Genomic DNA, 26,539 nt, shown 5'->3' on the forward strand with positions numbered 1-26,539 from the left:
CTACCTCCATTAGCGGCCAAACAGCGGACCTCGATCTACTTCGGCTATGGGCCAAAAAGGCGACATTGCGTTGCCGGGCTTCAGTCGCGTTGCCTGCCGTGTCTACGCAAGTCTTCGATCCAGCGAGCACGTTGCTTGTTGCCAGCAAGCGAGCGGCCAAAAGTGGTCCGTTCGCGATTTATAACTGTTTCAGGAATTCCAGGAGCGCATTGTTCACGTCTTTGGCGCGCTCTTGCTGAGTCCAATGACCGCAACCTTTCAAGACTATTGTCTCGCGCAGCGAGGGCACGAACTGTTTCAGGCCAGGGATGAGTTGGTTCCAATTCGGAGATCTGTAAACCCCGTCTCGGTCACCGACGACATAGAGTGCCGGGACCTGAACCTTTGCGCCCGACCATGGTGCGAGCAACTCCCAATTCCAATCAATGTTGCGATACCAATTCAAACCTCCTCTAAAGCCGGTGCGCTTGAACTCCTCGACATAAAATTCGAGGTCATTGTCCGTGAGCCACGCCGGCAATGATTGGGTTGTAGGCTTCCCATCAAGCCAACCACCGTCACTAGGAAGCATCGTGAGCGACGCTGGATTTTCAACCGCCGCATCGCCAGATAGGGCGAACAATGTTGTCTTGATTGCGTTGTGAACGTCCTTTTCGAGTTCCGCCTCGGCAACGCCCGGCGTCTGGAAATACAGTTGATAGAAGCGCTGCTTTTCGGTCCTCGGCATGACGGTGCTTGGTCGGTTGGGACCACGGGGCTGAAACGGTACGCTCAAGCCAACGACGGCCCTAAATCGATCCGGTCTAAACAGAGCGCAGCGCCAAGCGACCGGCGCTCCCCAATCATGTCCGACAATGACTGCTTGATCCGTGCCGATCGCGTCGAGCAAGCCAACCATGTCTCCGGTCAGATGCAATAGAGTATATTGATCGATCGCATCCGGTTTGTCCGTCTGCCCGTAACCACGCATGTCGGGCGCGATGGCGCGATATCCGGCGGCAGCGAGTGCTTCCAATTGGTGCCGCCACGAATACCAGCACTCAGGAAAGCCATGGCAGAGAAGCACGGTGGGGCCGTCCCCTGCTTCGGCCAGGTGCATTCGAATGCCATTTGTCTCGATAAATCGATGCGAGATCGTCATTGCCAACCTCCGTAAGATCCAGTCACATTGTGAGCTCCAGCCACAACCGAAGTGGCTCCGCCGACACCCAGTCGAACGGCGGACCGCCAAAACGACATGCTCTACGAATTTATTTTCGAGCCCGCACCGCGCCTTCGGCAGCATCAGCGCAAGGTCAGCCTCGGGTCACAAGCAGTAATGCTCCGATGAAGCATAGGATTTCTGCTTGCCCCGGAAAGCCGATATCGGCGCCTTCATGAGTACACGTTCTAGTCCCAGGCCGGCGCGAAGCCGGGATTGACGCAGCGCTTGTCCTTCGGCAGCGCGGCGATTGTCTTGCGATCGGCATCGTCGAGCGTGATCTTCAACGCGTCGAGATTGGCCTGCTGGCTCTCACGACGTGAGGCCTTCGGGATCGCGCCGACGCCGTTCTGGTCGAGCAGCCATTTCAGCGCGACCTGCGCGGCGCTGGCGTTGTGCTTGGCGCCGATCTCGGCGAGGACCGGATCGGTGGCGACGCGTCCCTGCGCGAGCGGGCAGTAAGCAACCAGCGGGATCGACTTCGCCCTGAGATAAGCCAGCACCTTCGATTGATCGAGCATCGCGTGATATTCGATCTGGTTGCAGGCGATCGGCGCCTTGACGTCCTCGACCGCGATCTTGAGCAGCGCCGTGGTGAAATTGGCAACGCCGATCGCCCGCGTCCGCCCCTCCTCCTTCAGCTTGATCAGGGTCTCGAATACCGCCCCCCAATTCGCCGATTTCGACGGCCAGTGCACGAGGTAGAGATCGACATGGTCGAGCCTCAGCTTCTTCAGGCTGGTGTCGAAGGCGCGGCGGATCGCATCTGGGCTGAGATTCTCGTGCCAGACTTTTGTCGTGACGTGCAGCTCGCCGCGCGGCACGCGGGCCGCGGCCAGCGCTGCGCCAATCGCGTCCTCGTTGGCGTACATCTCGGCGCTGTCGATGTGGCGATAGCCGATCGACAGCGCGCTCTCGACCGCGGCGCGGCAGGTATCGCCCTGCATGCGGAAGGTGCCGAGGCCGAGCTTGGGCATGCTGATGCCCTGTGTGTTCAGATTGTCCATGAAACAGGCTCCTGACGTATTTCAGCCCGCCGGATTCGCGCGGCGACGCCGCGTGAGCAGACTTTTCAGTGATGGAAAAGAGGTGGCGGGGACGCCCAATATAGCGCGGCAGGCGCGCGGCGGCCAATCACGAATGCTGTGCCACCACGGCCGGGCGTGCCTGCGGCTGCGGCGCGAGGTTGACGGACCAGAGGTCGCGATTATCGACGTCCTTCAAGGTCACGGTCATGACACCATCGCGGCCATCGATGTCGACGCGGCCGAAGAACTGCAAGCCGAAGCACGGCGCGAGGTTCTCGCCTTGCGCCGCGCTACAGCCGTTCTGGTACAGCGCAACCGGGCCAAAGGTGTTGTCGAGCTCGCCCGGGCCCCAGCTGCCGGCATGCAAGGGACCCGAGACGAACTCCCAGAACGGCTCGAAATCGCTGAACTCCGCCTTGTTCGGATCGTAGTAATGCGCGGCGGTGTAGTGCATGTCGGCGGTGAGCCAGACGATGTTGCGCACACCGGCGCGCTTGATCGATGCGAGAAGATCGGCAATCTCGTGCTCACGCCTGTCGGGCGGGCCGTCGCCGAGCGCGACCGCGTCCAGGCTGACCAGGCCGATCGGCAGATCGGCCGCGATCACCTTCCAGGTCGCGCGCGAGGCGGCGAGCTCGCGCTTCAGCCAGGCCAGCTGCTCCGCACCCAGAATCCAGCCGCGATGATCGTCGCCCTTGTTCCAGCTGTCGTCGCGATAGCTGCGCATGTCGATCATGAAGACGTCGAGCAGCGGCCCGTAAGCGATCTTGCGATAGACCCGGCCCTGGCGCGCGCCGACATCCCGGATTGGCATGAAGTCGAAGAAGGCGCGGCGGGCGCGCGCGACCAGCCGCGGCGTGCCGTCGTCCTCATAACCAGCCTCGTCGTAGCTGCCGGTGGGCGACCAGTCGTTGGTGACCTCGTGGTCGTCCCACTGCGCGAACATCGGCACCTCCGCGTGGAACGCGCGGAAATGCTCGTCGAGGTGATTGTATTTGTAGTTGCCGCGGAACTGCGCCAGCGTATGCGCGACCTCCGCCTTGTCCTCGGTCACCAGGTTGCGCCAGATCTCGCCGTTCGGCAGCTTCTGCTCGGACGGGATCGTGCAGTCGGCGTAGATGTGATCGCCGGAGTGGATGAAGAAATCGGGGCGGTTGTCGCGCATGGTGCGGTAGCTGCGATAACCGCCGCGCGAGATGTCGATGCCCCAGCCCTGCCCTGCGACGTCACCGGACCATACGAATGAGATCGACTGGCCCTTGACCGGCGCAGTGCGGAAATGGCCGACGCGGCTTTCGCCGGCGACGCCGCTCGCGATGTCGTCGAACCGCACGCGATAGAAGATGTCCTGCCCCGGCGGCAGATCGTCGAGCTGTAGCTGCGCGGTGAAGTCTGCGTCCGGCCGAGCGTCGCGCGATGCCGACGCGACGATGGTCTTGAAGCTTTCAACGGTCGAGCACTCCACCTGCATCCGCGCCGGCCGGTCGGCGCGCGCCCAGATCACGGCCGAGCCATCCGAGACGTCGCCGGACTGGAGGCCGCCCGCGATCCGCGGGCGATCGGCGGCACGGCTGATGGAGGGCTTTGCGACTGCGGCAATGGCGAGGCTGGAGGCGGAGCGGACCAGGAACCGTCGTCGGGTCCATGCGCGCGAGGCGCGGAGCGTTGCCATTCAGGAAACCTTCGTCGAATCGCGACGGAAGGTGCCTGCGCCGTTTGACTCCCGGCTTACGGTTTCTTGACTCTGGGCCTACGGTTTTACGACGCGAAGATGACGCGTTTGGATCGCCCTAGCGCTGCCAGTTGCAAATGCCGCCGGAGCGACATGGCCAGGTCTGGATGCGGGTATCCCTCGCCTGCGCATCCAGCGGATTGCCATGGCGATGGGCAAGCTTCGAACGGGCTGCGCCGCGCGGCTGCGTGCTCTTAGCCTGAGCAACCTTCGGCTCCGATACATGCACGCGCTCGGCTGCAACCTTCTTCGGCACGTCGACCGGCTCGACGCGCGCTTGCGCCTCATTGCCGCCCTTCGCCTCCAGCGCGACCGGCGCGAATTGCGTCTCGGGTCCGAGCCGCTTCGGCGACAGCACAGCCTTGGAGAGATCGAGGCCGAGATATTCGTCAGGCTTGTAGTCGTCAGCGCGCACGATGCTGCCGCCCGCGATCACGAGGGCAATGGCAACGGCACAAGGAACGCTTTTCAGGACCACGGACGCCTCCTGAAATTGATTTTTAAAGGGCTAATTTACCCCTATTTAGGAGGCGTCGCGCGCAATTCCAGCGGTCAATTGCCGCCGTGGTTAAGAAGTTTGGCGGTGTCAGGCGACCTTTCGCGTCGCACCCGTCCCATCCAGGAACCCCATCAGGCGGCCGCGGATGATCTGTTCCGCCTCGCTCATGATGCGATCGACGAGTTCCTTGCAGGTGGGGATGTCGTGGATCAGCCCTGCGACCATGCCGCAGCTCCAGGCACCGGCATCCATCTGGCCTTCCAGCATGATCCTGGGATAGACGCCCGCGACCTGGTCGTGGATGTCGTCGATCGTGAGCTGGTCGCCCTTGGCGTGCTCGATCTCGAGCAGACGCTCGACATTGGCGTTCTTGAGCACGCGCTCGGTGTTGCGCAAGCGCCGCATGATCAGGCGGGTGTCGAGCTCGGTCGCCGCGACCAGCGCATTCTTCACGTTCTGATGCACCGGCGCTTCCTTGGTCGCAATGAAGCGCGTGCCCATGTTCATGCCGGCCGCGCCCAGCGACAGCGCCGCGACCAGGCTGCGCCCGTCGGCCATGCCGCCGGAGGCGACGAACGGAATCTTCAATTCCTCCGCCGCGCGCGGCAGCAGGATCATGTTGGGGATGTCGTCCTCGCCGGGATGACCGCCGCACTCAAAGCCGTCGACGCTGACGGCGTCGCAACCGATGCGTTCGGCTTTCAGCGAGTGCCGCACCGAGGTGCATTTGTGGATCACCTTGATGCCGGCGGCCTTCAGCGCCGGCATGTAGGCTTCCGGGCTGCGGCCCGCGGTCTCAACCGCCTTGATGCCACCCTCGACGATGGCCGCGATGTATTCGGGATAAGGCGGTGCCGAGAAGGTCGGCAGGAAGGTGAGGTTCACGCCGAACGGCTTGTCGGTGATGTCGCGGCAGCGCGCGATCTCTTTCGCCAGCAGCTCCGGCGTTTTCTGCGTGAGACCGGTGATGATGCCGAGGCCGCCGGCATTGGAGACGGCGGCGGCCAACTCGGCGAAGCCGACGAAATGCATGCCGCCCTGGATGATGGGGTGCTCGATGCCGAACAGTTCGGTGATCGCGGTCTTCACTTCATTCGCCTCCCGGAATTTTGCCTAGGTTGGGATCAGTCTAGCCGGAGTTTTGCGCCGCGGTCACCATTTCTCTCCGAACGGGCGGATCTCCATCTCGAAGGTCCAGGCGCTCTTCGGCTGCTGATAAAGCTGCCAATAGGCGTCCGCCACCGACGACGGCGGCATCAGGAGATCGGGATTGTCGAGCGCCTCCTTGCCCCAGAGCTGCTCTCGGCGCTCCCGCACCCAGGCCGTATCGACCCCGGAGTCGATGATCAGATGGGCGACATGGATGTTCTTCGGCCCAAGCTCGCGCGCCATCGCCTGCGCCACCGCACGCAGGCCGAACTTGGCGCTGGCAAACGCCGCGAAGCCGCTGCCGCCACGCAGGGATGCGGTCGCACCGGTGAAGAAGATCTTGCCGCCACCGCGCGGCAGCATCAGCCGCGCCGCTTCACGGCCCGCAAGGAAGCCGGAATAGCAGGCCATCTCCCAAACCTTGCGAAACACGCGCTCGGTGGTGTCGAGGATCGGGAAGTTGACGTTGGCGCCGACGTTGAAGATGCAGACTTCAAGCGGCGCATGCTTGTCGGCGTCGTTGAGGAAGGCGATGACCTCTTCCTCCTTGCGCGCATCGAGCGAGCGGGCATGGATCTCGCCGCCGGCCGCCTCGATATCCTTCACCAGCGGCGCCAGCTTCTCGCCGTTGCGGCGGCCGGCGAAGATCGAAAATCCCTCGGCGGCGAATTTCTTCGCAATCTCGGAGCCGATGAAATCGCCGGCTCCGATCACAGCCGCTGTCGCGTTTCGCCTGGGCAAGATCGCCTCCTCCGGTTGAAGATGTGATTGAGCCGGAGGCTATAGTTCCGGAATAGAACGGTCAAATCCCCGCGAATTCAGTGGCCCCGCGGCGGCGCGCCGAGATTGATCGGGCGCAGCACCGCGGCAGTCGGAATCATCAGCACGGCGATGATTGCAAGCGTCCAGAACACGTCGATATAGGCCAGGAAGTCGACCTGCTGCTGCAAGGTTTGGCCGACCCAGGCCACCGCCTGCGCGGCCGCATCGCTCGCGTTCGAGCCTTGCGCCTGGAAAAAGCGCGTCATTGTATCGATGGTCTGCTGGTAGCCGAGATCGGACGGCGCGGCGTGCTCGATCAGGCGGCTCTGGTGGAATTGCTGGCGCTGAGCCAGGACCGTCTGCGCCAGCGCCACGCCCATGGAGCCGCCGATGTTGCGGGCGACGTTGATCAGCGCCGAGGCCTGGTTGGTCTTGTCGGGCGGAATACCGTCATAGGACGCGGTCGTCACCGGCAAGAACAGGAACGGAAGACCGATCGCCAGGAAGATGCGCGACAGCGCCGCATAGCCGTAGCTGATGTCGCCGGTCAATCCCGTCAGATGCCACATCGAGAACGCCACGACAGTGGCGCCGAACATGATGAGATATTTCGGCTGCACCGTACCGACGAGGCGGCCCACGACCGGCATCAGCACCAGCGTCGCGACGCCGCCCGGCGACAATGCGAGGCCGGCGAGCAGCGCCGTATAGTTCAGCTCGGTCTGGAGCAATTGCGGCAGAAGCTGCGTGGTCGAGATCAGCACCGCGCCGGTACCGAGCATGACCAGGAAGCAGGCGGCGAACTGGCGGCGGCCGAGCAGCCGGAGATCGATGATGGGCTCTTCGCGCGTCAGCTCCCACGGGATCAGCGCGAGCAATGATGCGGCAGAAAGCACCGCGAAGGTCACGATCAGGTTCGAACCGAACCAGTCGTTGCGCTGGCCTTCGTCGAGCACGTATTCGAGCGAGCCGAGCCCGATCGCGACCAGTGCGAAACCGACATAGTCGACACGCAGGCCCTTGCTCAGCAGCGCCGCCCTCTCCTCCTCCGCCCCCGACGGCTCCTTGACCAGCGTGCCGACCAGGACCAATGACAGGAGTCCCATCGGCACGTTGATCAGGAACACCCAGTGCCACGAATAGGTATCGGTGATCCAGCCTCCCAGCGTCGGACCGATCACGGGCGCGACCACGACAGCCACGCCGTAGATCGCAAAAGCCTGGCCGCGCTTATGCGGCGGAAAGGAATCCGCCAGGATCGCCTGCTCGCTGGTCGCCATGCCGCCGCCACCAAGGCCTTGCAGAATGCGGAACAGCACCAGCGACTGCAAATTCCAGGCAAAGCCGCACAGCAGCGACGCCACGGTGAAGGTCGCCACGCACATCATGTAGAAACGTTTGCGTCCGATCACCGTCGAGAGCCAGCCCGAGATCGACAGCACGATGGCATTGGCGACGAGATAGCTGGTAATGACGTAGGTGCTCTCGTCGATGCCGACCGCGAGCCCGCCGGCGATGTGGCGCAGCGCGACGTTGGCGATGGTGGTGTCAAGCACCTCCATGAAGGTCGCGATCGAGACCACGAAGGCAATGAGGTAAGGATTGTGTCCGCCGGCCGCCGAACGCTCCGGCGACCAGCCTCCGGCCGACGCGCCACCCTGCGCGACGTCCGTCATCGCACCCTGGTCCAGGGCACGACCGACATGCCGGGACCGATCGGCAGATCGGCCGGCCAGTTGTCGACCACGATCTTCACCGGCACGCGCTGCACCACCTTGACGTAATTGCCCGTGGCATTCTCTGCCGGCAGCAGGCTAAAGGCGGTGCCGGAGCCCGGCTGCACGGAATCGACATGGCCGGTCAGCTTGCGGCCCGGATAGGCATCGATGCGGATCTCGACCGGTTGACCCGGCCGCATATCGCTGAGCTGCGTTTCCTTGTAGTTGGCGACGATCCAGACGTCGTCGGGCACGAACATCATCAGACTCTGCCCGGCCGTCACAAAGGTGCCCTTGGAACCGCTCAGCTTGACGACGCGGCCCGATTGCGCGGCAACAACACTGGTGTACTGCAAGTTCAGCTTCGCCTGGTCGAGCTGCGCTTGCGACTGCTCAACCTGCGCCCTCGCACCTTCGAGCTGCGCTTGCAACGTCTTGATACCGACCTGCGCGGCCCTCACCGCAGTCTTGGCGCGCTCGGTATTGGCCTGCTGCGCCTGAAGATCGGAGCGGGTCTGCTGCTGGCGCTGCACGGTGCCGGCGCCCTTCTCGACCAGATCTTCCGCGCGATTGAACTCTTCCTGCGAGAATTGAAGCTGAGCTTGCGCCTGTTCGAGCTGCGCCTGGGCCTGCTTGATCTGCTCCTGCTGGGAATCGATCTGCGCCTCGATATTGGCGATATTGGCCTTGGAGACCTCGACCTGCGCCGCGGCCTGATCGACGGCGATGCGATAGTCGCGCTCGTCGATCCTGGCGAGGAGATCGCCGGCGTTGACATGCTGGTTGTCCGTGACCGGAATGTCGGTGACGTAGCCGCCGACTTTCGAGGCCACCGAAAAGCTGCGCGCCGCCACAAAGGCGTCGTCGGTGGATTCGTAGTGACGCATCTCGAGCCAGTAGAGCAGACCCCCGACCAGCGCGGCGATCAGCACGATCGCACCCACGGTCGCAAGCAGCCAATGCTCGCGAAACCGCTCGCGCAGCGACGGCTTGTCCGGCCGCCCCTTGGCGTCATGCGTCCGATCAGGAGACGTCCCTGGAGCGTCCTTCGCCCTTTGCGGCTGCTCCGCGGACGGCTCGCGCTTCCGGATTTGAGCATCCACGGTGCACACCTCTCTGGGGATTGGGCCGGCAGCACGCAACTTGAGCCGAACGTCGGTGACGCAGGCGTAACCTGCAGCACCAAGGCATCGTTCCGGACTTCGGGAGCACCGCTGCTATTCGGGAACGCGCGGCTCAAGAAAAGAAGCGCGGCGCTGTACGTACCGCGCTCGTCGGGTCGCTGCCGGCCAGCGCGTTTTCGTCATTTGCCCCTTTTCAAGGTTGCGTGAAGCTCCTACGCGAAGGGAACGCCGTAATAGGCGTTGATACCGCGTACGGCCGCGTCGTCACCCCAATTCCACTCGCTCTGCTCGCCATATTTCGGCGCGCTTTGCAGCTCCCTGGCGGTGATTCCTGTGACATAGCCACCGAGTTCGGTGTCGTATTTCAGCGACTGCCAGGGCAACGGATAGTGGTCGTTGCCGACGCCCAGAAATCCGCCGAAGCCGAGCACGGCGTAGGACACCTTGCCGCTGACCTTGTCGATCATCACGCGTTCGATCGAGCCGATCCTGTTGCGATCGGCGCCATAGACCGACGTTCCCTCGACCTTGTCGCTGCCGATCAGCCGGCCCATCTCGTTTCGGTCAAGCTCGCCTTGATTCATCATCTCTGCTCTCCACTCAGCCGATGCGTGGACCAACCGGGCCCGGAAATGATCGTTCCAAAGCGCGCTCCGGAGCGCCGCGCTAATGCGCCGCGCGCGACGACTCCTGTGGCATCAGGAATTCATACATTTCGGCGGCAGCCTGCAACTGCTCGATCCGCGCAGCGACGGACTCGCGCCGATGATCGTCCGGCAGGCTCGCAAGCTCATGCTCGAGGCGCAGCCTCTGCGCATCGAGACGTTGCTCGAAAGTGTGGGGTTCAGACCGTCTTCGCATCATCTGTCCTCGGGGGTTGCAGCCCCGGGCTGTTGGCCCAGCGCTCGATTTGATCGATCACCTTCTGGTGGCTCGGGCGCACCGGCTTGGGCGCCTCGGGCTCATCGGAAAGCTTGCGGGGCAACCTGACCTTGTCCGTCATGACCCATCTCCCTTTCCAACAAGATGCCTCCCTTTCCAATAAAATGCGCCACTCCAGGAATGGTTCAAGAAAATAACTTATTGATTTTACTTTACTTTTTTGATCACTTGGAGTTTTTGCCGACTCTTGTGGAACTCGCGCCAAATTCGGTCGTTGAGCAAACTACTCAAATTACTCAATTTGATTTGTGTGATCGACCATGAATGATCTTCGCGCCGAGCGCCTTCAGGTCATGCTCTCGCCAGAAGAGCTGGCCGCCGTTGACGATTTCCGGTTCAAGCATCGCATGCCGACGCGCGCCGCAGCGGTGCGCGAACTCCTCAAGTTCGGGCTCGCGGCGGCGGATGTTGATGCAGCCGCCGGCGTGAAGTCGAGCAGCTTCGGCGTGTTCGGCCGCGGACCTGAGGGGCACACGCAAGGTGACCCCGAAGGCGGCAACGAAAACTGATTCAAACCCGCTGATTCAAACCCGCTTGGGCTCACAGCAAAACGACCCCGGCACAGTGGGGTGCCAGGGCCGTCCTTGGAGATTGCTTCCGGAGCACCGGGGGCATGACAGCCGGAAGCAATCTGTCGACTCGTCGCGCGGGGATTCGTTCCTCGCGGGACATGTTCCCTGCTGCGCTAGCTATGTGCCGCGTGTACGGCCACTGATGCATTTTCCAGATGCACCTGCCGGACCGTCGTCACCGTCGCGAACGCGACTGAAACGCCAAAAGCGAGAATGAGCGAGAGAAGTGCCAGACGTGGAGCCATCGCAGAACCTCCTTCTGGATTCATGAAATCAACGCGATCGACTATTCCTGGATCATTGCTGATTGGCGCCGCCCATTCCGTGAGCAGCCTCACACGCCGACTTAATGACAACGAAAAGCAGCTACGCACCCTCCTTTTGGCGGATGCGGGTCGTCACGGGCGGGACCTCGCCGTCAAGCCAGTCCTGCTCCTTGGCCAAGGCCGTCCAGGCATCCGCCATGCGCGAATAGCGATTATAGGCGGGCCGCCCTTCCGCACGCTCGGCCAGCTGGAGGCAGTTGTCGGCGTTATCCCTGAAGATGTCAGACTGTTTCATGGTTAAGACGTGGGCACGGAACCCCCGTCCCGCAACCGCCCTTACCGGATCGTAACCCTGGCGGAAACTCCTCCGCCGATTGAAAGATTCCCGGAAACGACATGGAACCAATCGTTCCCCGCGCCGTTGGTTTGGCCGGGCTGAGCAAAGCAGGTTCCATTTTCACGCGCCGCAACCTTGGCGCTTGATTTGCGATTCAGCTGACGGTCTAGTTTGGTCAATGCGTCTCGCTGAGGATTCGGCGAGGCACCTGCGGGGGAATCATATGAGCGACCTCGATCCCGGAACTGCGTCGCGCTCCGGTCGTCGCGTCCCAAAGCCCAAAATCAACGGTACGTCAGAGCCGGACTCCCGGCAGGAATTGCTGCTCGCGCTGCAAGCCATGCGCAGCGGCGATTTCTCCGTTCGGATGAGCGGAGATTATCTCGGCATCGACGGCAAGATCGCCGACACCTTTAACGAGATCATCGCGGCCAACCAGCGCATGGCGCAGCAGCTCGAGCTGGTCGGCCAGGTGGTCGGACGCGAAGGCAAGACCCGCCAGCGCGTCAAATTCGGTCTCGCCTCGGGCTCCTGGGCCGACATGGAAGGCTCGGTCAACACGCTGATCGACGATCTGCTGTGGCCGACCCGCGAGGTGACGCGCGCGGTCGCGGCCGTGGCGCAAGGCGACTTGCTGCAAACCGTCAAGCTCGACGTCGACGGCCGCCCGCTGCGCGGTGAATTTTTGCAGTCGGCCAACATCGTCAACACCATGATCAAGCAGCTCGGCGTGTTCACCTCCGAGGTGACGCGCGTCGCGCGCGAGGTCGGCACCGAAGGCAAGCTCGGCGGCCAGGCTCAGGTGCCGGAAGTGACCGGCGTCTGGAAGGATCTGACCGAGAGCGTCAACTCGATGGCGAACAACCTGACCAACCAGGTTCGCAACATCGCCGAGGTGACGATCGCGGTCGCCAACGGCGACCTCTCGAAGAAGATCACCGTCGACGTCCGCGGCGAAATCCTCCAGCTCAAGGAAGCCATCAACACGATGGTGGACCAGCTGCGCTCCTTCGCCTCGGAAGTGACACGCGTGGCGCGCGAGGTCGGCACCGACGGCAAGCTCGGCGGCCAGGCCATCGTGCCCGGCGTCGCCGGCACCTGGAAGGACCTGACCGACTCCGTCAACGCGATGTGCGGCAACCTCACCGCCCAGGTTCGCAACATCGCCAACGTCACCACAGCCGTTGCGCGCGGCGACCTGTCGCGCAAGATCACCGTGGACGTGCGCGGCGAAATCCTGGAGCTCAAGGACACCATCAACACGATGGTGGACCAGCTCAACTCCTTCGCCTCCGAGGTGACGCGCGTGGCGCGCGAGGTCGGCACCGAAGGCAAGCTCGGCGGCCAGGCCCAGGTGCCGGGCGTCGCCGGCACCTGGAAGGATCTCACCGACAACGTCAACTTCATGGCGTCGAACCTGACCGCGCAGGTCCGCAACATCGCCGACGTTGCGACCGCGATCGCCGGCGGCGACCTCTCGAAGAAGATCACGGTGAACGTCTCGGGCGAGATCCTTCAGCTGAAGGAAACGCTCAACACCATGGTGGACCAGCTCAACGCCTTCGCCGGCGAAGTGACCCGCGTCGCCCGCGAGGTCGGCACCGAGGGACGGTTGGGTGGCCAGGCCAACGTGCTCGGCGTCGCCGGCACCTGGAAGGACCTGACCGAGAGCGTCAACTCCATGGCGTCGAACCTGACCGCACAGGTTCGCAACATCGCCGAGGTGACGACGGCGGTCGCCGGCGGCGACCTCTCGAAGAAGATCACCGTGGACGTGCGCGGCGAAATCCTGGAGCTCAAGGACACCATCAACACCATGGTGGACCAGCTCAACGCCTTCGCCGGCGAAGTCACGCGCGTGGCGCGCGAGGTCGGCACCGAAGGCAAGCTGGGCGGTCAGGCCGTGGTGCGCGGCGTCGGCGGCACCTGGAAGGATTTGACGGACTCCGTGAACTCGATGGCCTCGAACCTCACCGGTCAGGTCCGCAACATCGCCGAAGTCGCGACCGCGGTCGCCAAGGGCGATTTGTCGAAGAAGATCACCGTGAACGTGTCGGGCGAGATCCTTCAGCTGAAGGAGACGCTCAACACCATGGTCGACCAGCTCAATGCGTTCGCCGGCGAAGTGACGCGCGTCGCCCGCGAGGTCGGCACCGACGGCAAGCTCGGCGGCCAGGCCGACGTGCCCGGCGTCGCCGGCACCTGGAAGGATTTGACGGACTCCGTGAACTCGATGGCGGGCAACCTCACCGCCCAGGTCCGCAACATCGCGGAAGTCGCAACGGCGATCGCGGGCGGTGACCTGTCGCGCAAGATCACGGTGGACGTCCGCGGCGAAATCCTTCAGCTGAAGGACACGCTCAACACGATGGTCGACCAGCTCAACCGCTTCGCGGGCGAGGTGACGCGCGTGGCACGCGAGGTCGGCACCGAAGGCCGTCTCGGCGGCCAGGCCAACGTGCCCGGCGTCGCCGGCACCTGGAAGGATTTGACGGACTCCGTCAATTCGATGGCGGGCAACCTCACCGCCCAGGTCCGCAACATCGCCGAAGTCACCACCGCCGTGGCACGCGGCGACTTGTCCCGCAAGATCACCGTGGACGTGAAGGGCGAAATCCTCGAGCTGAAGAACACCATCAACACCATGGTGGACCAGCTCAACGCGTTCGCCGGCGAAGTCACGCGCGTCGCGCGCGAAGTCGGCACCGAAGGCAAGCTCGGCGGCCAGGCCGAGGTGCAAGGCGTCGCCGGCACCTGGAAGGATCTCACCGACAACGTCAATTTCATGGCCTCGAACCTGACGGCCCAGGTCCGCAACATCGCCGAGGTCGCGACCGCGATCGCCGGCGGCGACCTCTCGAAGAAGATCACGGTGGACGTGCGCGGCGAGATCCTTCTGTTGAAGGACACGCTCAACACCATGGTCGAGCAGCTCCGCTCCTTCGCCGCCGAAGTCACGCGCGTGGCGCGCGAGGTCGGCACCGAGGGCCGGCTCGGCGGCCAGGCCGTCGTGCCCGGCGTCGGCGGCACCTGGAAGGACCTCACCGACAACGTCAACCTCTTGGCCGCGAACCTCACCACGCAGGTCCGCAACATCGCCGAGGTGACCACGGCGGTGGCGCGCGGCGACCTGTCCCGCAAGATCACCGTGGACGTGAAGGGCGAAATCCTCGAGCTGAAAAACACCATCAACACCATGGTGGACCAGCTCAACGCCTTCGCCGGCGAGGTCACGCGCGTGGCGCGCGAGGTCGGCACCGAAGGCGAGCTCGGCGGCCAGGCCCAGGTGCCTGGCGTGGCCGGCACCTGGAAGGATCTCACCGACACCGTCAACTTCATGGCGGCGAACCTGACCGAGCAGGTCCGCGGCATCGTCAAGGTGGTGACCGCGGTCGCGAACGGCGACCTCAAGCAGAACCTCACCGTGAAGTCGAAGGGCGAGGTCGCCGCGCTTGCCGACACCATCAACAACATGACCGAGACGCTCGCGACCTTCGCCGATCAGGTGTCGTCGGTGGCGCGCGAGGTCGGCGTCGAAGGCCGATTGGGCGGTCAGGCCGACGTGCCCGGCGCGGCCGGCACCTGGAAGGACCTCACCGGCAACGTCAACTTGCTCGCGGCCAACCTCACCTCGCAGGTGCGCGCGATCGCGGAAGTTGCGACCGCCGTGACCAAGGGCGACCTCACCCCGTCGATCCAGGTCGATGCCCGCGGCGAGCTCGCCGAACTCAAAGACAACATCAACACGATGATCACGAATCTCCGTCTGACGACGGACGTGAACACCGAGCAGGACTGGCTGAAGACCAACCTCGCAAAGTTCACCAACATGCTTCAGGGCCAGCGCGACCTCGCCACCGTTGGCCGGCTGCTGCTGACCGAGCTGTCGCCGCTGGTGAACGCGCATACCGGCGTGATCTACCAGGTCGAGAGCGAGGACAATCCGCAGCTGCTGCTGCTCGCATCCTATGCCGGCGACGGTGTTTATCCCTACCAGCGCGTGCTGCAATTCGGCGAGGGGCTGGTCGGCCAGTGCGCGCTCGACAGGCGGCCGCGCGTGGTCGCCGAGATTCCGTCCGACGTGGTGCCGATCAACTCGGCGCTGATCCGCGTCGCGCCGAAGAACCTCGTGGTGCTGCCGGTGCTGTTCGAGGGCCAGGTCAAGGCGGTGATCGAGCTTGCTTCGCTTGCCTCGTTCACGACCTCGCAGATGACATTTTTGGAGCAGCTCACCGATTCCATCGGCATCGTGCTCAACTCGATCGAGGCGACGATGCAGACCGAAGGCCTGCTCAAGCAGTCGCAGCAGCTCGCCGGTGAGCTCCAGACCCAGCAACGCGAATTGCAGCAGACCAACGACCAGCTCGAGCAGAAGGCGCAGCAGCTCGCAGAACGCAACGTCGAGGTCGAGCGCAAGAACCAGGAGATCGAGCAGGCCCGCCGCGCGCTGGAGGAAAAGGCCACCGAGCTGGCGCTGACCTCGAAATACAAGTCCGAATTCCTCGCCAATATGAGTCACGAGCTGCGCACGCCGCTGAACTCGATCCTGATCCTCGGCCAGCAGCTCACCGACAACCCGGACGGCAACCTCTCGGCCAAGCAGGTCGAATTCGCCCGCACCATCCACGGCGCCGGCACCGACCTGTTGAACCTCATCAGCGACATTCTCGATCTCTCCAAGATCGAGTCCGGCACGGTGACGGTCGACGCCGAGGAAATCCTCACCGCCAATTTGCTCGAGACCGTCGGACGGCCGTTCCGGCACGAGGCGGAGAACCGCAATCTCTCCTTCAAGATCGACGTCGATCCGAACCTCGCACGCAGCATCGTCACCGACTCCAAGCGCCTCCAGCAGGTCCTGAAGAACCTGCTCTCCAACGCCTTCAAGTTCACCGGCGAAGGCGAAGTGCGGCTGAAGGTGGCCGGCGCGCTCGGCGGCTGGGGCACCGATCACCCGGTGCTGAACTCCGCGCCTGTCGTGATTGCGTTCGAGGTGTCCGATACCGGCATCGGCATTCCGCTGGAGAAGCAGAAGCTGATCTTCGAGGCATTCCAGCAAGCGGATGCCGGCACCAGCCGCAAATATGGCGGCACCGGCCTCGGCCTTGCGATCAGCCGCGAGCTCGCGAGCCTGCTCGGCGGCGAGATCCATCTGCGCAGCGCGCCCGGCAAGGGCTCGACCTTCACGCTCTATCTGCCGCTGAAATATTCCGGCCCGACGCTGGCGCCGCGCGCTAACCCAGCACCGCAGCAATACAACCAGCCTCCGGCGCTTCAGCCGGCGACTACGGCCCCCGACCGTGCCATCGAGCAATTGCCCGACGACCGGCTCAACCTCGAGCCCGGCGACAGCATCCTGCTGATCGTCGAGGACGATCCGCATTATGCGCGCGTGCTGGTCGATCTCGCCCGCGACAAGGGTTTCAAGGTCCTGGTCGCCGCGCGCGGCGCGGAAGCGCTCGAGCTTGCCAAGCAGTATCAGCCGCGCGCGGTGTCGCTCGACGTGTTCCTGCCGGACATGCTCGGCTGGACCGTACTGAGCCAGCTCAAGCACAATCCGCTGACGCGTCACATCCCCGTGCAGATCATCACGCTCGACGAGGACCGCCAGCATGCGCTGGCGCGCGGCGCCTTCTCCTTCGTCAACAAGCCGACCACGACGGAAGGCGTCGCCGCCGCGCTGACGCAGATCAAGGAATATGCGCGGCCGCGGCGCAAGCGCCTCCTGATCGTCGAGGACAACGAAGCCGAACAGCTCTCGATCCGGGAGCTGCTGCATCACGACGACATCGAGATCGTGACGACTGACACCGGCGCCGGTGCCCTCTCGACCTTGCGCGAGGCACCCTGCGATTGCGTGGTGCTCGACCTGCGGCTGCCCGACATGAGCGGCTTCGAGGTGCTCGATCAGATTCGCCACGACGAAGCGCTGTCGAACATTCCCGTGGTGGTGTTCACGGGCCGCGAGCTGTCGGCCGAGGAGGATGCGGAACTCCACACCATGGCACGCAGCATCGTGGTCAAGGGCGTGGAGTCGCCGGAGCGCCTGCTCGACGAGACCGCGTTGTTCCTGCACCGCGTGATCACGGAACTGCCGGTCGAGAAGCAGCGCATGCTGGAGAAGCTGAACAGTTCCGACGAGGACCTGATCGGCAAGACCGCCCTGCTCGTCGACGACGATGCCCGCAACATCTTCGCGCTGTCGAGCGTGCTGGAACGGCGCGGCATGAGAGTGCTGACGGCGACCACCGGCCGCGAGGCGGTGACGCTGGTCGAATCCAACCCGGAAATCGCCATCGTGCTGATGGACATCATGATGCCGCAGATGGATGGGTATCAGACCATCGGCGTGATCCGGGAGAACCCGGCCTTTTTGCGCCTGCCGATCATCGCGCTGACCGCGAAGGCGATGAAGGGCGACCGCGAGAAATGCCTAGAGGCAGGCGCGTCCGACTATCTCGCAAAGCCCGTCAACACCGACCAATTGCTGCTTGCAATCCGCATGTGGCTGCATCGCTGAGTGGGATCCACGAATGGACCATGAAAAGGTCAACATTCTCCTCGTCGACGACCAGCCCGCCAAGCTGCTCGCTTATGAGGTGATCCTGAAGGAACTCGGCGAGAACCTCGTGATCGCCTCGTCCGGCCGCGAGGCGCTGGAGGTGCTGCTCAAGACCGAGATCGCAGTGATCCTGGTCGACGTTTGCATGCCCGAGCTCGACGGCTTCGAGCTCGCGGCGATGATCCGGGAGCATCCGCGCTTCCAGAAGACCGCGATGATCTTCATCTCGGCCATCCAGGTCTCCGACATCGACCGATTGCGCGGCTACGAGATGGGCGCGGTCGACTACGTGCCGGTGCCGGTGGTACCGGAGGTGCTGCGCGCCAAGATCAAGGTATTCGCGGAACTCTACCGCAAGACCCGCGAGCTCGAGCGGCTGAACCAGGAGCTCGAGGACCGCGTCCGCGCGCGGACGGCGGAACTGGAGAACTCCACCTCGAAGTTGCGCGAGAGCGAGCAACGCCGCAGCATGGCTATCGCCGCCGGCAAGATGGGATCCTGGGACTGGGACTGGATCAACGGCGACTGGATGTGGGACGAAGGCCAGTACCGTATTTTTGGCGTGACGCCGGAGACCTTCAGCGTCGGCTCCGCAAACATCCAGGCGCTGCTGCACCCTGACGATGTCGATCAGTTCCGACAGGCCATCGCCGCATTCAACACCGGCGCGCGTGCCTATGAGGGGGAATTCCGCGTCAGCCGGCCCGATGGCGAGGTGCGCTGGTGCGTCGGCACGGCCGCGGCAACGGTGGACGAGAGCGGGCGTGTGGTACGCGTCAGCGGCGTGACCGTGGACATCACAGAGCGCAAGCGCGCCGAGGAGCGGCAGAACCTCCTGGCGCGTGAAGTCGATCATCGCGCCAAGAATGCGCTCGCCCTGGCGCAGTCGATCGTGCGCCTCACCCGCGCCGACGAGGTCAAGGCCTATGTCAACGCGGTCGAGGGGCGCATCAATGCGCTGGCGCGCGTGCACACCATCCTGTCGCTGTCGAGCTGGCAGGGCGCCGAGCTCTCCAGGCTGATCGAGGAGGAGCTTGCGCCCTATTCGCTCGGCGGTCAGATCAAGCTCGCGGGTCCCGAGGTGCAACTGCTGCCGGCGACCGCGCAGACGCTGGCGCTGGCGCTGCACGAGCTCTTCACCAACTCGGCCAAGTATGGCGCGCTCTCGACACGATCGGGACGGCTCACGATCGGCTGGCAGGCCGAGAACGACCTTCTGACGCTGACATGGGAGGAATCCGGCGGTCCGCTCGTCAGGACGCCGAAATCGCGCGGCTTCGGCACGCGAAGCCTGCTGGCGAGCGTCGAATCCCAGCTCGGCGGACAGGCGCAGTTCGATTGGCGTGCCGAAGGCCTGTTGTGCCGCCTCGAGGTGCCGTTGACGCGCAAGAGCGCGGCCACGTCGGCAGCGCAGGACAAGTTCGACGCCGGCGCCCCGCCTGAGCTCCAGCGCGCGTCGGGTTAACGCGACGCGGCTACTTTTAGTCGGTGCGTCGGTCGAGGTTCGTCAGCGACGCGACCTTCGAGCCACGCTTCCGTTCGTGCGAGATCGCGCAGCGCGGTGGCGTAACGGCGGGCCGCGCTACGCTCCGCGCCGCGCGGCAGCTTGCGGGCCTTGCGCAGCATGTCGGCCGCTGCATTGCGATAGGCCAGCGAGCGATAGAGAAAGACAACCTTGCCCATATCGAATGTTCCCGTGTTGTTGGTGTTCATCCTCGCAAGATCCGCATGAACCTCGAATGAAGCCCACCGTGACAAATCGTTCATAGCGGATGGAACCTGCAATCACCGGCCGCGTTTCATGCAACATCGAGGGGCGGTTCCATGCGTGCGAGAAAGTCGCCAAAAAAATCTCCAAGCCTGATCTCTTCCGCCGGCCTCATCAGGCTAATGACGCAGGCAATGATGGGCGCAGCGCTTGGTCTTGCCTTCACGCTCACGCTCATTCTGGCCAATCCTGCGATCGCGGAATTGGTGAACCATGGCGAAAGCGGGGCGGTCTTCGTCTTTGTGGTCTCGCTGGTGACGACATTTGCGATCGGTGCAGCGCTTACGGGCGTTGTGTTCATCCTCAACGAGGACAAGGAATCTTGAAGCCCGCGTGATGTACATGCGGCGCTTTGTTCGGAACTCCCGCGGCCAACGGCGGTTGGCTGCCTGCGTCAATTCAACTCAGGGAGTTCCCACGCATGAAGACGACCAAGCTCGCTCTCGCCGTGATGCTAGCAACCAGCCTCACAGCCGCGCCGTTTGCCGCGCAGGCCAAATCGCACAAGGCGAAGCACGACTCCTCGACCTCGTCTTCGCAGACGACGGGCGCCAACACCAAGTCCAAGGGCAGCGATGCCTCGGGCCAGGGTGGTTCTGGCCCCGGCTCCGATCAGGGCGGCACCATGTCGAACAACAAGGGCGCCACGAGCAACACCAAGTAGGCTCGCTGCAGTTCCCGAAGGGCCCCGCGACCGGCGGGGCCTTTTGCATTGCTGCGCGGTCAAGGCCACATGGTCGGCGCGCGGGTCAGGGCCTCCCGGCCGGCCCGCTTCAGATCGTCGACCGAGCAGCGCCCCGTTCGTGCCGCTTCGCGCAGTTTCTCGGCAACACGCTCGCGCGTCGTCACCTCCGACCAGGGAATGCCGGCACAGACTTCATCAAGCACCGCCCGCAGCAGGGCAGTCATTTCGGCATCCGGCATTCACGAGCTCCGGCATGTCGCGTTGTGCGACCGCTTTAGCTGCGTCGGATGTCAGTGATGTTAAGGCTTGCTGCCTGCGGAATTCGTCTTCACGAGATGGTCGAGCTGCGCCCGCTTGCGCGCGATCAGGAGCTGGGCCGCAGCGTCGTCGAGGCCCGCTCGCTGCAATTGGCGGATCGCGGAGCCAAGCTCGAGGAGCTCGGCGCGCAGTTTCAGGATCCGGTAGCTGTCCGGGTCGTCCTCCACCGCGCGCCTCCAAACCTCTCAGCGGAGCAAAACTCCCAAGGGAGGATGTCTCAGCGGCGCACCGCCAGGCGTGCCGGCCTGCTCTCGCTCTTCAGCGGACGCAGACGAACCCGGTCGCGGACATCCGGCAGCACGTCGCCACCGCCGGCCGCCTTCCACTCGCCAATCAGCAGGTTGATTTTCCGGCGCAGATCGATCTGCGCCAGGGCCTTTTCGGTGCAGTCGCGGTCGCGATTGACGAGGTCGCGCACAGCTGCCTCGATGGAGGCCATCTCCAGCCTCAAGGCACTGACTTTACGTCGGATTTCATTAATTCTGTTGTCCATGGCTTGTTAGAACAAAATAAGAACATATAGTCAAGTCACGATTCCAGGATGGAGAGCGGACATGCAGGTTCAGGGTAAATACGACGCCAAGGTTTTCCTGATGGAGCAGATGACCCGTGCGCAGGGGTTGAAGCTGAAACGGCTGAGCGAGGAGGCTTACCAGCCCGCGCAGTACGATCGGGATCTATCCTTCACTGAAGCGGCGCACCGCATCCAGGTGCTCGAGGCGGAGATTGAGCTGGCGAATTCGTTCTGAGCGCGTGCCGCGCAATCAGGAACGTTGCCTGCGTCATCCGGTTCTCTCCCCGGGCCAAGGGAGAGAGTTGATGGCACGCAAGGCAACGAAGCGCCGCTATTCGTCTAGCGCCGGCGACGATGTCGCGCGCGAGATGCGGCGCTACAAGAAGGGTACGGCGAAAAGCGGCCCCGGCGGCCGTGGCGGACGCGTGAAAAGCCGCAAGCAGGCGATCGCGATCGGCCTGTCAGAGGCACGCAAGAAGGGCAAGAAGGTCCCGGCGTCGAAACGGACGACGGCCAAGAAGTCTGCCAAGAAGAGGTCGGCGCGCAAATCCGCCAAGCGGTGACATTGGCCGGCGTCAGATCATGCTGCCCGGCATGAAGCAGCGGATCGAAATGCCAAACGCAGTCTTGACCGGCCAGACCATGGTGCGGCCGGCACGGTTCGGCTCAGTGATGACGGCATCATCGGGGACTTCGACCCACTGGCCATCGAGCCGCACCCGGTAATGCCCTTTGAACGATTCCCAATCGGGATCGGCCACAGCCACGCCATCCGCATCCGAGCAGCACGGACCGAGATGACTGCGCAGGCTGTCGAACCAGGGCTTCAGCGGCGAGTCGGCGTAGCGGCCGTCATCGCGCCCCAAGGCGCTTCCGGTCGACAGAACGAACGGCGCCACGAGCAGCGCGCACCTCAGCGAGAGCTTCAATCGATCCATGTCGGCACCGATCAATGCGAACCACCGGCCGGTTCCACAAGGCGGCCGGACGTCCGAAGTTCCACTCGGCGATTCACCTTGGCGTCTTCATTGCCGCCAAAGCGCAATACGCTACTCCTGAGTCTGGCCAGCGAACGCGGCTTTTTCGGACGAACCCGTCATCATTGCTGCCGTTAACGCGAATGTTATCGCCAGCCTGTGGGTATCTCGCAGGTGAGAACGAAAAAGGCGGCCCGCAGGCCGCCTTTTGGATTTGCGTCGACCAGTTCGGGCTTAGGCCAGCGGCACCGCGACGAACCGGGTCGCCTCGGCGCTCTTCACCTGCAACAACACGCTGTTCTTGCCGGACGATTTGGCCTGTGCGAGCTCAGAGCGGACGTCGCCGACATTGGCGACCGGCTTGCCGCCGACATTGAGGATGACGTCGCCGGTCTGGATGCCGCGCTGCGCGGCTGGTCCCTGCGGATCGACCTCGGTGACCACGACGCCCTTCTGGCCTGCGCCCTGGACGTCGCCGGCCGGCGCCAGGCTGAGGCCAAGGCGCGGCGTGCCCGGCTGCACCTTGCCGTCGTCGGACTTGCCGTTTCCTTGTGCCTGCCGCTCGTTCGGCAGCTCACCCAGCGCCAAGGTCACCGTCTTGCTCTCGCCCTTGTGGAAGACGTCGAGCTTCACCGACGTGCCCGGGGCCAGAGTCGCGATGGTGCGGGCGAGGTCGCGGGAGTCCTTCACCGCGTTGCCGTTGACGGCGGTGATGACGTCACCCGCCTCGATGCCGGCCTTGGCCGCCGGGCTATCCGCTTGCGGATTGTCGACGATCGCACCACGCGCCTCTTTCAGGCCGAGGCTGTCGGCGATGTCAGCCGTCACCGGCTGCACCTGCACGCCCAGCCAGCCGCGCGTCACTGCGCCCTTGTCCTTCAGCTGCGCGACCACGAGCTTCGCGGTCGTGGACGGAATGTCGAAGCCGATGCCGACCGAGCCGCCCGAGGGCGAGAAGATCGCGGTGTTCACACCGATCACATTGCCGTTCATGTCGAAGGCCGGACCGCCGGAATTACCCTTGTTGATGGGAGCATCGATCTGGATGAAGTCGTCATAGGGCCCGTTGCCGATGTCGCGGCCGCTGGCCGAGACGATGCCCGCGGTCACGGTGCCGCCGAGGCCGAAGGGATTGCCGACCGCGACCACCCAGTCGCCGATGCGCGGCTTTTGCTCGGAGAATTTCACGAACGGGAAGTTCGCCTTGCCCTCGACCTTGATCAGCGCGAGATCCGTCTTGGGATCGGTGCCGACCACCTTCGCGGTGTAGATCGTGCCATCATCCGTCGTCACCTGCACCGACTGGGCGTGATCGACGACGTGGTTGTTGGTCACGGCATAGCCATCAGCCGAGATGAAGAAGCCGGAGCCCTCGCCCGTGATCACCTGGTGACGCTGACGCGGCATGCCGTTCATCCCGCCCGGGAACTGCCGCGAGAACTGGTCGAACGGCGAATCCTCGTCGGAATCCATCCGGTTCTGTTGCAGCATCGCGCTCTTGTCGTTGTCCTGGTCGATCTTCACCCGCACCGAGATGACGGCGGGTTTGACCTTGGCAACGAGATCGCCGAAGCCCGGCGGCGTCGCAGCGGTCTCCGCGGCCTGCGCGGGCGAAATCAGGGAGGTCACGCCGAACGGCACGGACGCGGGCGAGCTGGCCAGCACGGCCACGCCAAGCGCGGCCACGGTGCCGAGCAACGCGAGCCGGCGCGGCTTCAGGATCTTGCGGGACGTGGTGGTGTTGTCGGAATTGACGCGGTCGTTCATGTCGGAATGTCCATGTTGGTGAAGGTGTCGCCTTGCACGCAACATGGACGCTCGCACCTTACGGTGTCCCGTCCACGCGATTAATTCTTGGCAAAGGTGCTGCGGCCGGCGGCCGCAGCGAGAAGTGTTGAAAGGAATGGCGAATAGAGCGCCTTAAGCCGCGGCGGGGGTCTCCCATGCCGCGGCTGCGAGAGCGTCCTCTTCGCGTTGCGCATTGCACGCGTCGAAATGCGCCTTTAGCGCGATCTCGGCGAGATGTTCGAAATGCTCGGCCTGACCAAGGAGCTGCCAGTTCTGGAGCGGCCGATAGGCCGCCTGCTGACGGCAGAGGGACGCCAGTGCACGGTAGCGACGTACGTTCTCCATGAGACCCTCCCTCGCATTCATTCGGCTTATTATCCTGATTTGCGTCAGGCCGATGGCGATTGTGCAAAACATTTGCTGCGCTCACGGCGCGCCTGATCGCAGTTAACTTTTGAGAAACACGTGCGCCGACTTTAGTTCCTATCGCGCCGACTTGCACGCGGAACTCAGCTTGATGGGGCGCAGGCCTAGGCTGAGAGGCGCCGCTCGACCGCGACACCGATCAGATCGAGATACCGCTCGATCAAATCGGGACGTCCCACGAGATAGCCCTGCACCTCCTCGCAGGCCTCGCGCTCCAGGAAGGCGCGCTGCGCTTCCGTCTCCACGCCTTCGGCGAGTACCGGGATGTTGAGCGCATGCGCCAGACTGAGGACCGCGCGGACGATCTCGGCCGATTGCGGCGTCGCCTCGAGGTTGGCGATGAAGCTGCGGTCGATCTTGATCTTGTCGAACGGGAACGACTGGAGATAGGACAGCGAAGAGTACCCGGTGCCGAAATCGTCCATCGCGATACGAATGCCGAGCGCTTTCAGCCGCCGCAGCAAGTTCAGCGCGCGGGTGAAATCGCCGATCAGCACACCTTCGGTGATCTCGACCTCGAGCCGGGTCGGCGCGAGCCCCGTCTCCAGCAGGATCTGGTGGATGGAGCGTTCGAGGTCGCCCGCCTGGAACTGGACCGGCGAGAGATTGACTGCGACCTGCAACGGCCGTGGCCAGGACGCCGCCTCGCGGCAGGCCTCGCGCAGGACCCATTCGCCGATCTGGATGATCAGCCCGTTCTCCTCGGCGAGCGGAATGAACTGGTCGGGCTGCACGAAGCCGCGTGTCGGGTGGTTCCAGCGCAGCAACGCCTCGAAGCCGATGACCTCGCCATCCATCCTCGCCTGTGGCTGGAAGTAGACAACAAGCTGGTTCTGCTCGAGCGCCTGCCGCAGATCGTGCTGCAACAACCTGCGGTCGCGCAACTCCTGATCCATCTCGGTTTCAAAGAAGCGGACCCTGCCCCTGCCCTCGCGCTTGGCGCGATAGAGCGCGGAATCGGCGTTCGCGAGCAGCGTCGCCGCGTCCACGCCGTCATCGGGGTAGACGGCAATGCCGGCGCTCAGGCCGACATGCGAGAGATAGTCGTCGACCTCGAGCTCGTTGCCGATCGCCTCGACCAGGCGTTCCGCGAGCGCCAGAACCTCTTCGCGGTAGACGTCATCGGGCATCAGGATCATGAACTCGTCGCCGCCGATGCGGGCGACGAAGGCGCCGTCGGCTTCCGCTGCGATACGATCTGCCGCCGCCCGCATCAGCATGTCGCCGACGGGATGGCCGAAGACGTCGTTGACCTCCTTGAAGCGATCGAGATCGAGGCTGATCACAGCAAAGCTGGTCGAGGCCTCCTGCGCCCGCTCCAGCCGTTCGCCCAGCGCCACGTTGAAGGCACTGCGGTTCGGCAGATCGGTCAGGACGTCATGATGGGCAAGATGACTGATCCGCTCCTGGGTCGTCACGCGCTCGGTGACGTCCTCGATCACGCCGACCAGATATTGCGGCTCGCCGGCACTGTCGGTAATCAGCATCTTGCGCGAATTGATGACGCGGTCGTGCCCCTTGACGCCCACTTCGAGCAAATGATCCTCGAGGAACATCGGCATGCCGCTGTCGACGACCCTGCGGTCCTGCTCACTGACCACGCGGGCGACGTCCGCCGGAAAGATCTCCTCCGGCGTCTTGCCCAGCATCTGCTCGCGCGGCAGGCCATAATAGTCCTCGCCGGCACGGTTGAGCAGAATGTAGCGGGAATCCTTCGCGCATTTCGCGAATACGGCGATCGGGATGTTCTCGACGATGGTATCGAGGAACTCACGCGTCCGTAGCAGGTCCTGCTCGACCTCATCATGCGTCTGCGCGCGCGCATCGGCCGACCGTTGACGGTCGCGGTCGTTGGCCTCGTAAGCCGCGCTGACGAGTTCGCCGAGCTTGACGATATCGACCTGGCCGTTGGCGTCGGTGGCGCAGCGAAGCTGCTCGGCGAGCAGGCGATGCATGGTCATGCCACCGCCCCGCACCGCGTGCAGGCCTCATGCCTGCCGAAAGATTCGATCCGCATCCCCGCGCTCTCTCGCGTTCCTAAACCGCAGATTGAAACGCTTAGCATTGCCCGGGCGTTAATCGCACTTTCGTCTCAGCGACGTTGGTTACCCCGGCATGAAGGGGGAAACCGCTTTGCGTGGAATCTTCCGTAGAACCCCGGATAAAAGTGG

At 63.9% G+C, this 26,539-nt stretch carries 27 protein-coding genes; 7 read left to right on the forward strand and 20 right to left on the reverse strand.

All coding sequences use genetic code 11. The features are described 5' to 3' along the window. Positions 1–178: 178 nt before the first annotated feature. The 11 genes from IC761_RS26210 to IC761_RS26260 form a co-directional block, all read right to left on the reverse strand. Positions 179–1,141: an alpha/beta fold hydrolase gene (locus IC761_RS26210; protein WP_195799572.1), complete on the reverse strand. Its 963-nt coding sequence runs from the start codon at positions 1,139–1,141 to the stop codon at positions 179–181. A gap of 248 nt (positions 1,142–1,389) precedes the next feature. Beyond that, positions 1,390–2,208 (reverse strand): aldo/keto reductase, encoded by an 819-nt coding sequence (locus tag IC761_RS26215; RefSeq protein WP_195799573.1) that lies wholly within the window; start codon positions 2,206–2,208, stop codon positions 1,390–1,392. 127 nt (positions 2,209–2,335) lie between these two features. After that, on the reverse strand, positions 2,336–3,901 hold the full coding sequence (locus tag IC761_RS26220; protein ID WP_195799574.1) for an alkaline phosphatase D family protein: 1,566 nt from the start codon (positions 3,899–3,901) through the stop codon (positions 2,336–2,338). Positions 3,902–4,019: 118 nt separating this feature from the next. Further along, positions 4,020–4,439 carry a hypothetical protein gene (locus IC761_RS26225; RefSeq protein WP_195799575.1) on the reverse strand — a complete coding sequence of 140 codons (420 nt, stop codon included), beginning with the start codon at positions 4,437–4,439 and terminating at the stop codon, positions 4,020–4,022. Positions 4,440–4,547: 108 nt separating this feature from the next. Then, on the reverse strand, positions 4,548–5,549 hold the full coding sequence (locus IC761_RS26230; protein WP_195799576.1) for an NAD(P)H-dependent flavin oxidoreductase: 1,002 nt from the start codon (positions 5,547–5,549) through the stop codon (positions 4,548–4,550). A gap of 63 nt (positions 5,550–5,612) precedes the next feature. Next, on the reverse strand, positions 5,613–6,350 hold the full coding sequence (locus IC761_RS26235; RefSeq protein WP_195799577.1) for an SDR family oxidoreductase: 738 nt from the start codon (positions 6,348–6,350) through the stop codon (positions 5,613–5,615). A gap of 77 nt (positions 6,351–6,427) precedes the next feature. Next, positions 6,428–8,047, reverse strand: coding sequence for a DHA2 family efflux MFS transporter permease subunit (locus tag IC761_RS26240; protein ID WP_195799578.1), 1,620 nt, complete (start codon positions 8,045–8,047; stop codon positions 6,428–6,430). After that, the gene (locus IC761_RS26245; RefSeq protein ID WP_195799579.1) at positions 8,044–9,192 is read right to left on the reverse strand and encodes an HlyD family secretion protein; all 1,149 of its coding nucleotides are present in this window, start codon (positions 9,190–9,192) and stop codon (positions 8,044–8,046) included. Before IC761_RS26245 ends, IC761_RS26240 begins: the two co-directional genes overlap by 4 nt. A gap of 233 nt (positions 9,193–9,425) precedes the next feature. Next, on the reverse strand, positions 9,426–9,800 hold the full coding sequence (locus tag IC761_RS26250) for a PRC-barrel domain-containing protein (RefSeq protein ID WP_195799580.1): 375 nt from the start codon (positions 9,798–9,800) through the stop codon (positions 9,426–9,428). Between the two features lie 79 nt (positions 9,801–9,879). Next, the gene (locus tag IC761_RS26255; protein ID WP_195799581.1) at positions 9,880–10,074 is read right to left on the reverse strand and encodes a hypothetical protein; all 195 of its coding nucleotides are present in this window, start codon (positions 10,072–10,074) and stop codon (positions 9,880–9,882) included. Continuing rightward, the gene (locus tag IC761_RS26260; RefSeq protein WP_195799582.1) at positions 10,058–10,216 is read right to left on the reverse strand and encodes a hypothetical protein; all 159 of its coding nucleotides are present in this window, start codon (positions 10,214–10,216) and stop codon (positions 10,058–10,060) included. The genes IC761_RS26255 and IC761_RS26260 overlap by 17 nt, the downstream gene beginning before the upstream one ends. Positions 10,217–10,415: 199 nt before the next feature. On the opposite strand from IC761_RS26260, the gene IC761_RS26265 reads away from it, so the two are divergent. Next, positions 10,416–10,664: a hypothetical protein gene (locus tag IC761_RS26265; protein ID WP_195799583.1), complete on the forward strand. Its 249-nt coding sequence runs from the start codon at positions 10,416–10,418 to the stop codon at positions 10,662–10,664. A 429-nt stretch (positions 10,665–11,093) separates the two neighbouring features. On the opposite strand, the gene IC761_RS26270 is transcribed toward IC761_RS26265, so the two are convergent. Then, entirely contained in the window at positions 11,094–11,288 is a 195-nt protein-coding gene (locus tag IC761_RS26270; RefSeq protein ID WP_195799584.1) for a hypothetical protein, read from the reverse strand. A 265-nt stretch (positions 11,289–11,553) separates the two neighbouring features. Between IC761_RS26270 and IC761_RS26275 the strand changes: the two genes are divergently transcribed. Together IC761_RS26275 and IC761_RS26280 are read left to right on the forward strand one after the other, a co-directional pair. Beyond that, entirely contained in the window at positions 11,554–17,850 is a 6,297-nt protein-coding gene (locus tag IC761_RS26275) for a HAMP domain-containing protein (RefSeq protein ID WP_195799585.1), read from the forward strand. 13 nt (positions 17,851–17,863) lie between these two features. Continuing rightward, positions 17,864–19,357, forward strand: coding sequence for an HWE histidine kinase domain-containing protein (locus IC761_RS26280; RefSeq protein WP_195799586.1), 1,494 nt, complete (start codon positions 17,864–17,866; stop codon positions 19,355–19,357). Here the strand turns inward: IC761_RS26280 and IC761_RS26285 are convergent. After that, positions 19,354–19,605 carry a hypothetical protein gene (locus IC761_RS26285; RefSeq protein ID WP_246791319.1) on the reverse strand — a complete coding sequence of 84 codons (252 nt, stop codon included), beginning with the start codon at positions 19,603–19,605 and terminating at the stop codon, positions 19,354–19,356. The two genes, IC761_RS26280 and IC761_RS26285, sit on opposite strands and share 4 nt — an antisense overlap. A 189-nt stretch (positions 19,606–19,794) precedes the next feature. On the opposite strand from IC761_RS26285, the gene IC761_RS26290 reads away from it, so the two are divergent. Together IC761_RS26290 and IC761_RS26295 are read left to right on the forward strand one after the other, a co-directional pair. Then, positions 19,795–19,986 carry a hypothetical protein gene (locus IC761_RS26290; protein ID WP_246791320.1) on the forward strand — a complete coding sequence of 64 codons (192 nt, stop codon included), beginning with the start codon at positions 19,795–19,797 and terminating at the stop codon, positions 19,984–19,986. Between the two features lie 95 nt (positions 19,987–20,081). After that, positions 20,082–20,324, forward strand: coding sequence for a hypothetical protein (locus tag IC761_RS26295; RefSeq protein WP_195799588.1), 243 nt, complete (start codon positions 20,082–20,084; stop codon positions 20,322–20,324). Positions 20,325–20,383: 59 nt separating this feature from the next. On the opposite strand, the gene IC761_RS26300 is transcribed toward IC761_RS26295, so the two are convergent. From IC761_RS26300 to IC761_RS26310, 3 genes are read right to left on the reverse strand one after another with little or no spacing between them, the layout of a single operon-like run. Beyond that, the gene (locus IC761_RS26300; RefSeq protein ID WP_195799589.1) at positions 20,384–20,584 is read right to left on the reverse strand and encodes a hypothetical protein; all 201 of its coding nucleotides are present in this window, start codon (positions 20,582–20,584) and stop codon (positions 20,384–20,386) included. A gap of 60 nt (positions 20,585–20,644) precedes the next feature. Next, positions 20,645–20,830 (reverse strand): hypothetical protein, encoded by a 186-nt coding sequence (locus IC761_RS26305; protein ID WP_195799590.1) that lies wholly within the window; start codon positions 20,828–20,830, stop codon positions 20,645–20,647. Positions 20,831–20,880: 50 nt separating this feature from the next. Next, the gene (locus IC761_RS26310; protein WP_195799591.1) at positions 20,881–21,102 is read right to left on the reverse strand and encodes a hypothetical protein; all 222 of its coding nucleotides are present in this window, start codon (positions 21,100–21,102) and stop codon (positions 20,881–20,883) included. Between the two features lie 115 nt (positions 21,103–21,217). Here IC761_RS26310 and IC761_RS26315 point away from each other — a divergent pair, with 115 nt between their 5' ends. Both IC761_RS26315 and IC761_RS26320 read left to right on the forward strand, forming a co-directional pair. Next, on the forward strand, positions 21,218–21,412 hold the full coding sequence (locus IC761_RS26315) for a DUF3072 domain-containing protein (RefSeq protein ID WP_195799592.1): 195 nt from the start codon (positions 21,218–21,220) through the stop codon (positions 21,410–21,412). A gap of 70 nt (positions 21,413–21,482) precedes the next feature. Then, a complete protein-coding gene (locus IC761_RS26320) occupies positions 21,483–21,740 on the forward strand; it encodes a DUF6496 domain-containing protein (protein WP_195799593.1) in 258 nt (85 codons plus the stop codon). A 12-nt stretch (positions 21,741–21,752) separates the two neighbouring features. On the opposite strand, the gene IC761_RS26325 is transcribed toward IC761_RS26320, so the two are convergent. The 4 genes from IC761_RS26325 to IC761_RS26340 form a co-directional block, all read right to left on the reverse strand. Next, positions 21,753–22,115, reverse strand: a complete 363-nt coding sequence (locus tag IC761_RS26325; RefSeq protein ID WP_195799594.1) for a hypothetical protein — start codon at positions 22,113–22,115, stop codon at positions 21,753–21,755. Positions 22,116–22,388: 273 nt separating this feature from the next. Further along, positions 22,389–23,921, reverse strand: coding sequence for a Do family serine endopeptidase (locus IC761_RS26330; RefSeq protein WP_195799595.1), 1,533 nt, complete (start codon positions 23,919–23,921; stop codon positions 22,389–22,391). Between the two features lie 153 nt (positions 23,922–24,074). After that, on the reverse strand, positions 24,075–24,287 hold the full coding sequence (locus IC761_RS26335) for a hypothetical protein (RefSeq protein WP_195799596.1): 213 nt from the start codon (positions 24,285–24,287) through the stop codon (positions 24,075–24,077). 185 nt (positions 24,288–24,472) lie between these two features. Beyond that, positions 24,473–26,329: a putative bifunctional diguanylate cyclase/phosphodiesterase gene (locus IC761_RS26340; protein ID WP_195799597.1), complete on the reverse strand. Its 1,857-nt coding sequence runs from the start codon at positions 26,327–26,329 to the stop codon at positions 24,473–24,475. Positions 26,330–26,539 lie beyond the last annotated feature (210 nt).

Source organism: Bradyrhizobium commune (genome assembly GCF_015624505.1).
GTDB classification, from domain to species: Bacteria; Pseudomonadota; Alphaproteobacteria; order Rhizobiales; family Xanthobacteraceae; genus Bradyrhizobium; species Bradyrhizobium commune.

Coding starts and splice junctions, on each gene's coding strand:
- IC761_RS26210 (WP_195799572.1), bottom strand. CDS start 1,141: ATGACGATCTCGCATCGATTTATCGAGACAAATGGCATTCGAATGCAC.
- IC761_RS26215 (WP_195799573.1), bottom strand. CDS start 2,208: ATGGACAATCTGAACACACAGGGCATCAGCATGCCCAAGCTCGGCCTC.
- IC761_RS26220 (WP_195799574.1), bottom strand. CDS start 3,901: ATGGCAACGCTCCGCGCCTCGCGCGCATGGACCCGACGACGGTTCCTG.
- IC761_RS26240 (WP_195799578.1), bottom strand. CDS start 8,047: ATGACGGACGTCGCGCAGGGTGGCGCGTCGGCCGGAGGCTGGTCGCCG.
- IC761_RS26250 (WP_195799580.1), bottom strand. CDS start 9,800: ATGATGAATCAAGGCGAGCTTGACCGAAACGAGATGGGCCGGCTGATC.
- IC761_RS26255 (WP_195799581.1), bottom strand. CDS start 10,074: ATGCGAAGACGGTCTGAACCCCACACTTTCGAGCAACGTCTCGATGCG.
- IC761_RS26260 (WP_195799582.1), bottom strand. CDS start 10,216: ATGACGGACAAGGTCAGGTTGCCCCGCAAGCTTTCCGATGAGCCCGAG.
- IC761_RS26265 (WP_195799583.1), top strand. CDS start 10,416: ATGAATGATCTTCGCGCCGAGCGCCTTCAGGTCATGCTCTCGCCAGAA.
- IC761_RS26270 (WP_195799584.1), bottom strand. CDS start 11,288: ATGAAACAGTCTGACATCTTCAGGGATAACGCCGACAACTGCCTCCAG.
- IC761_RS26275 (WP_195799585.1), top strand. CDS start 11,554: ATGAGCGACCTCGATCCCGGAACTGCGTCGCGCTCCGGTCGTCGCGTC.
- IC761_RS26280 (WP_195799586.1), top strand. CDS start 17,864: ATGGACCATGAAAAGGTCAACATTCTCCTCGTCGACGACCAGCCCGCC.
- IC761_RS26285 (WP_246791319.1), bottom strand. CDS start 19,605: ATGAACACCAACAACACGGGAACATTCGATATGGGCAAGGTTGTCTTT.
- IC761_RS26290 (WP_246791320.1), top strand. CDS start 19,795: ATGATGGGCGCAGCGCTTGGTCTTGCCTTCACGCTCACGCTCATTCTG.
- IC761_RS26295 (WP_195799588.1), top strand. CDS start 20,082: ATGAAGACGACCAAGCTCGCTCTCGCCGTGATGCTAGCAACCAGCCTC.
- IC761_RS26300 (WP_195799589.1), bottom strand. CDS start 20,584: ATGCCGGATGCCGAAATGACTGCCCTGCTGCGGGCGGTGCTTGATGAA.
- IC761_RS26310 (WP_195799591.1), bottom strand. CDS start 21,102: ATGGCCTCCATCGAGGCAGCTGTGCGCGACCTCGTCAATCGCGACCGC.
- IC761_RS26315 (WP_195799592.1), top strand. CDS start 21,218: ATGCAGGTTCAGGGTAAATACGACGCCAAGGTTTTCCTGATGGAGCAG.
- IC761_RS26320 (WP_195799593.1), top strand. CDS start 21,483: ATGGCACGCAAGGCAACGAAGCGCCGCTATTCGTCTAGCGCCGGCGAC.
- IC761_RS26325 (WP_195799594.1), bottom strand. CDS start 22,115: ATGGATCGATTGAAGCTCTCGCTGAGGTGCGCGCTGCTCGTGGCGCCG.
- IC761_RS26330 (WP_195799595.1), bottom strand. CDS start 23,921: ATGAACGACCGCGTCAATTCCGACAACACCACCACGTCCCGCAAGATC.
- IC761_RS26335 (WP_195799596.1), bottom strand. CDS start 24,287: ATGGAGAACGTACGTCGCTACCGTGCACTGGCGTCCCTCTGCCGTCAG.
- IC761_RS26340 (WP_195799597.1), bottom strand. CDS start 26,329: ATGACCATGCATCGCCTGCTCGCCGAGCAGCTTCGCTGCGCCACCGAC.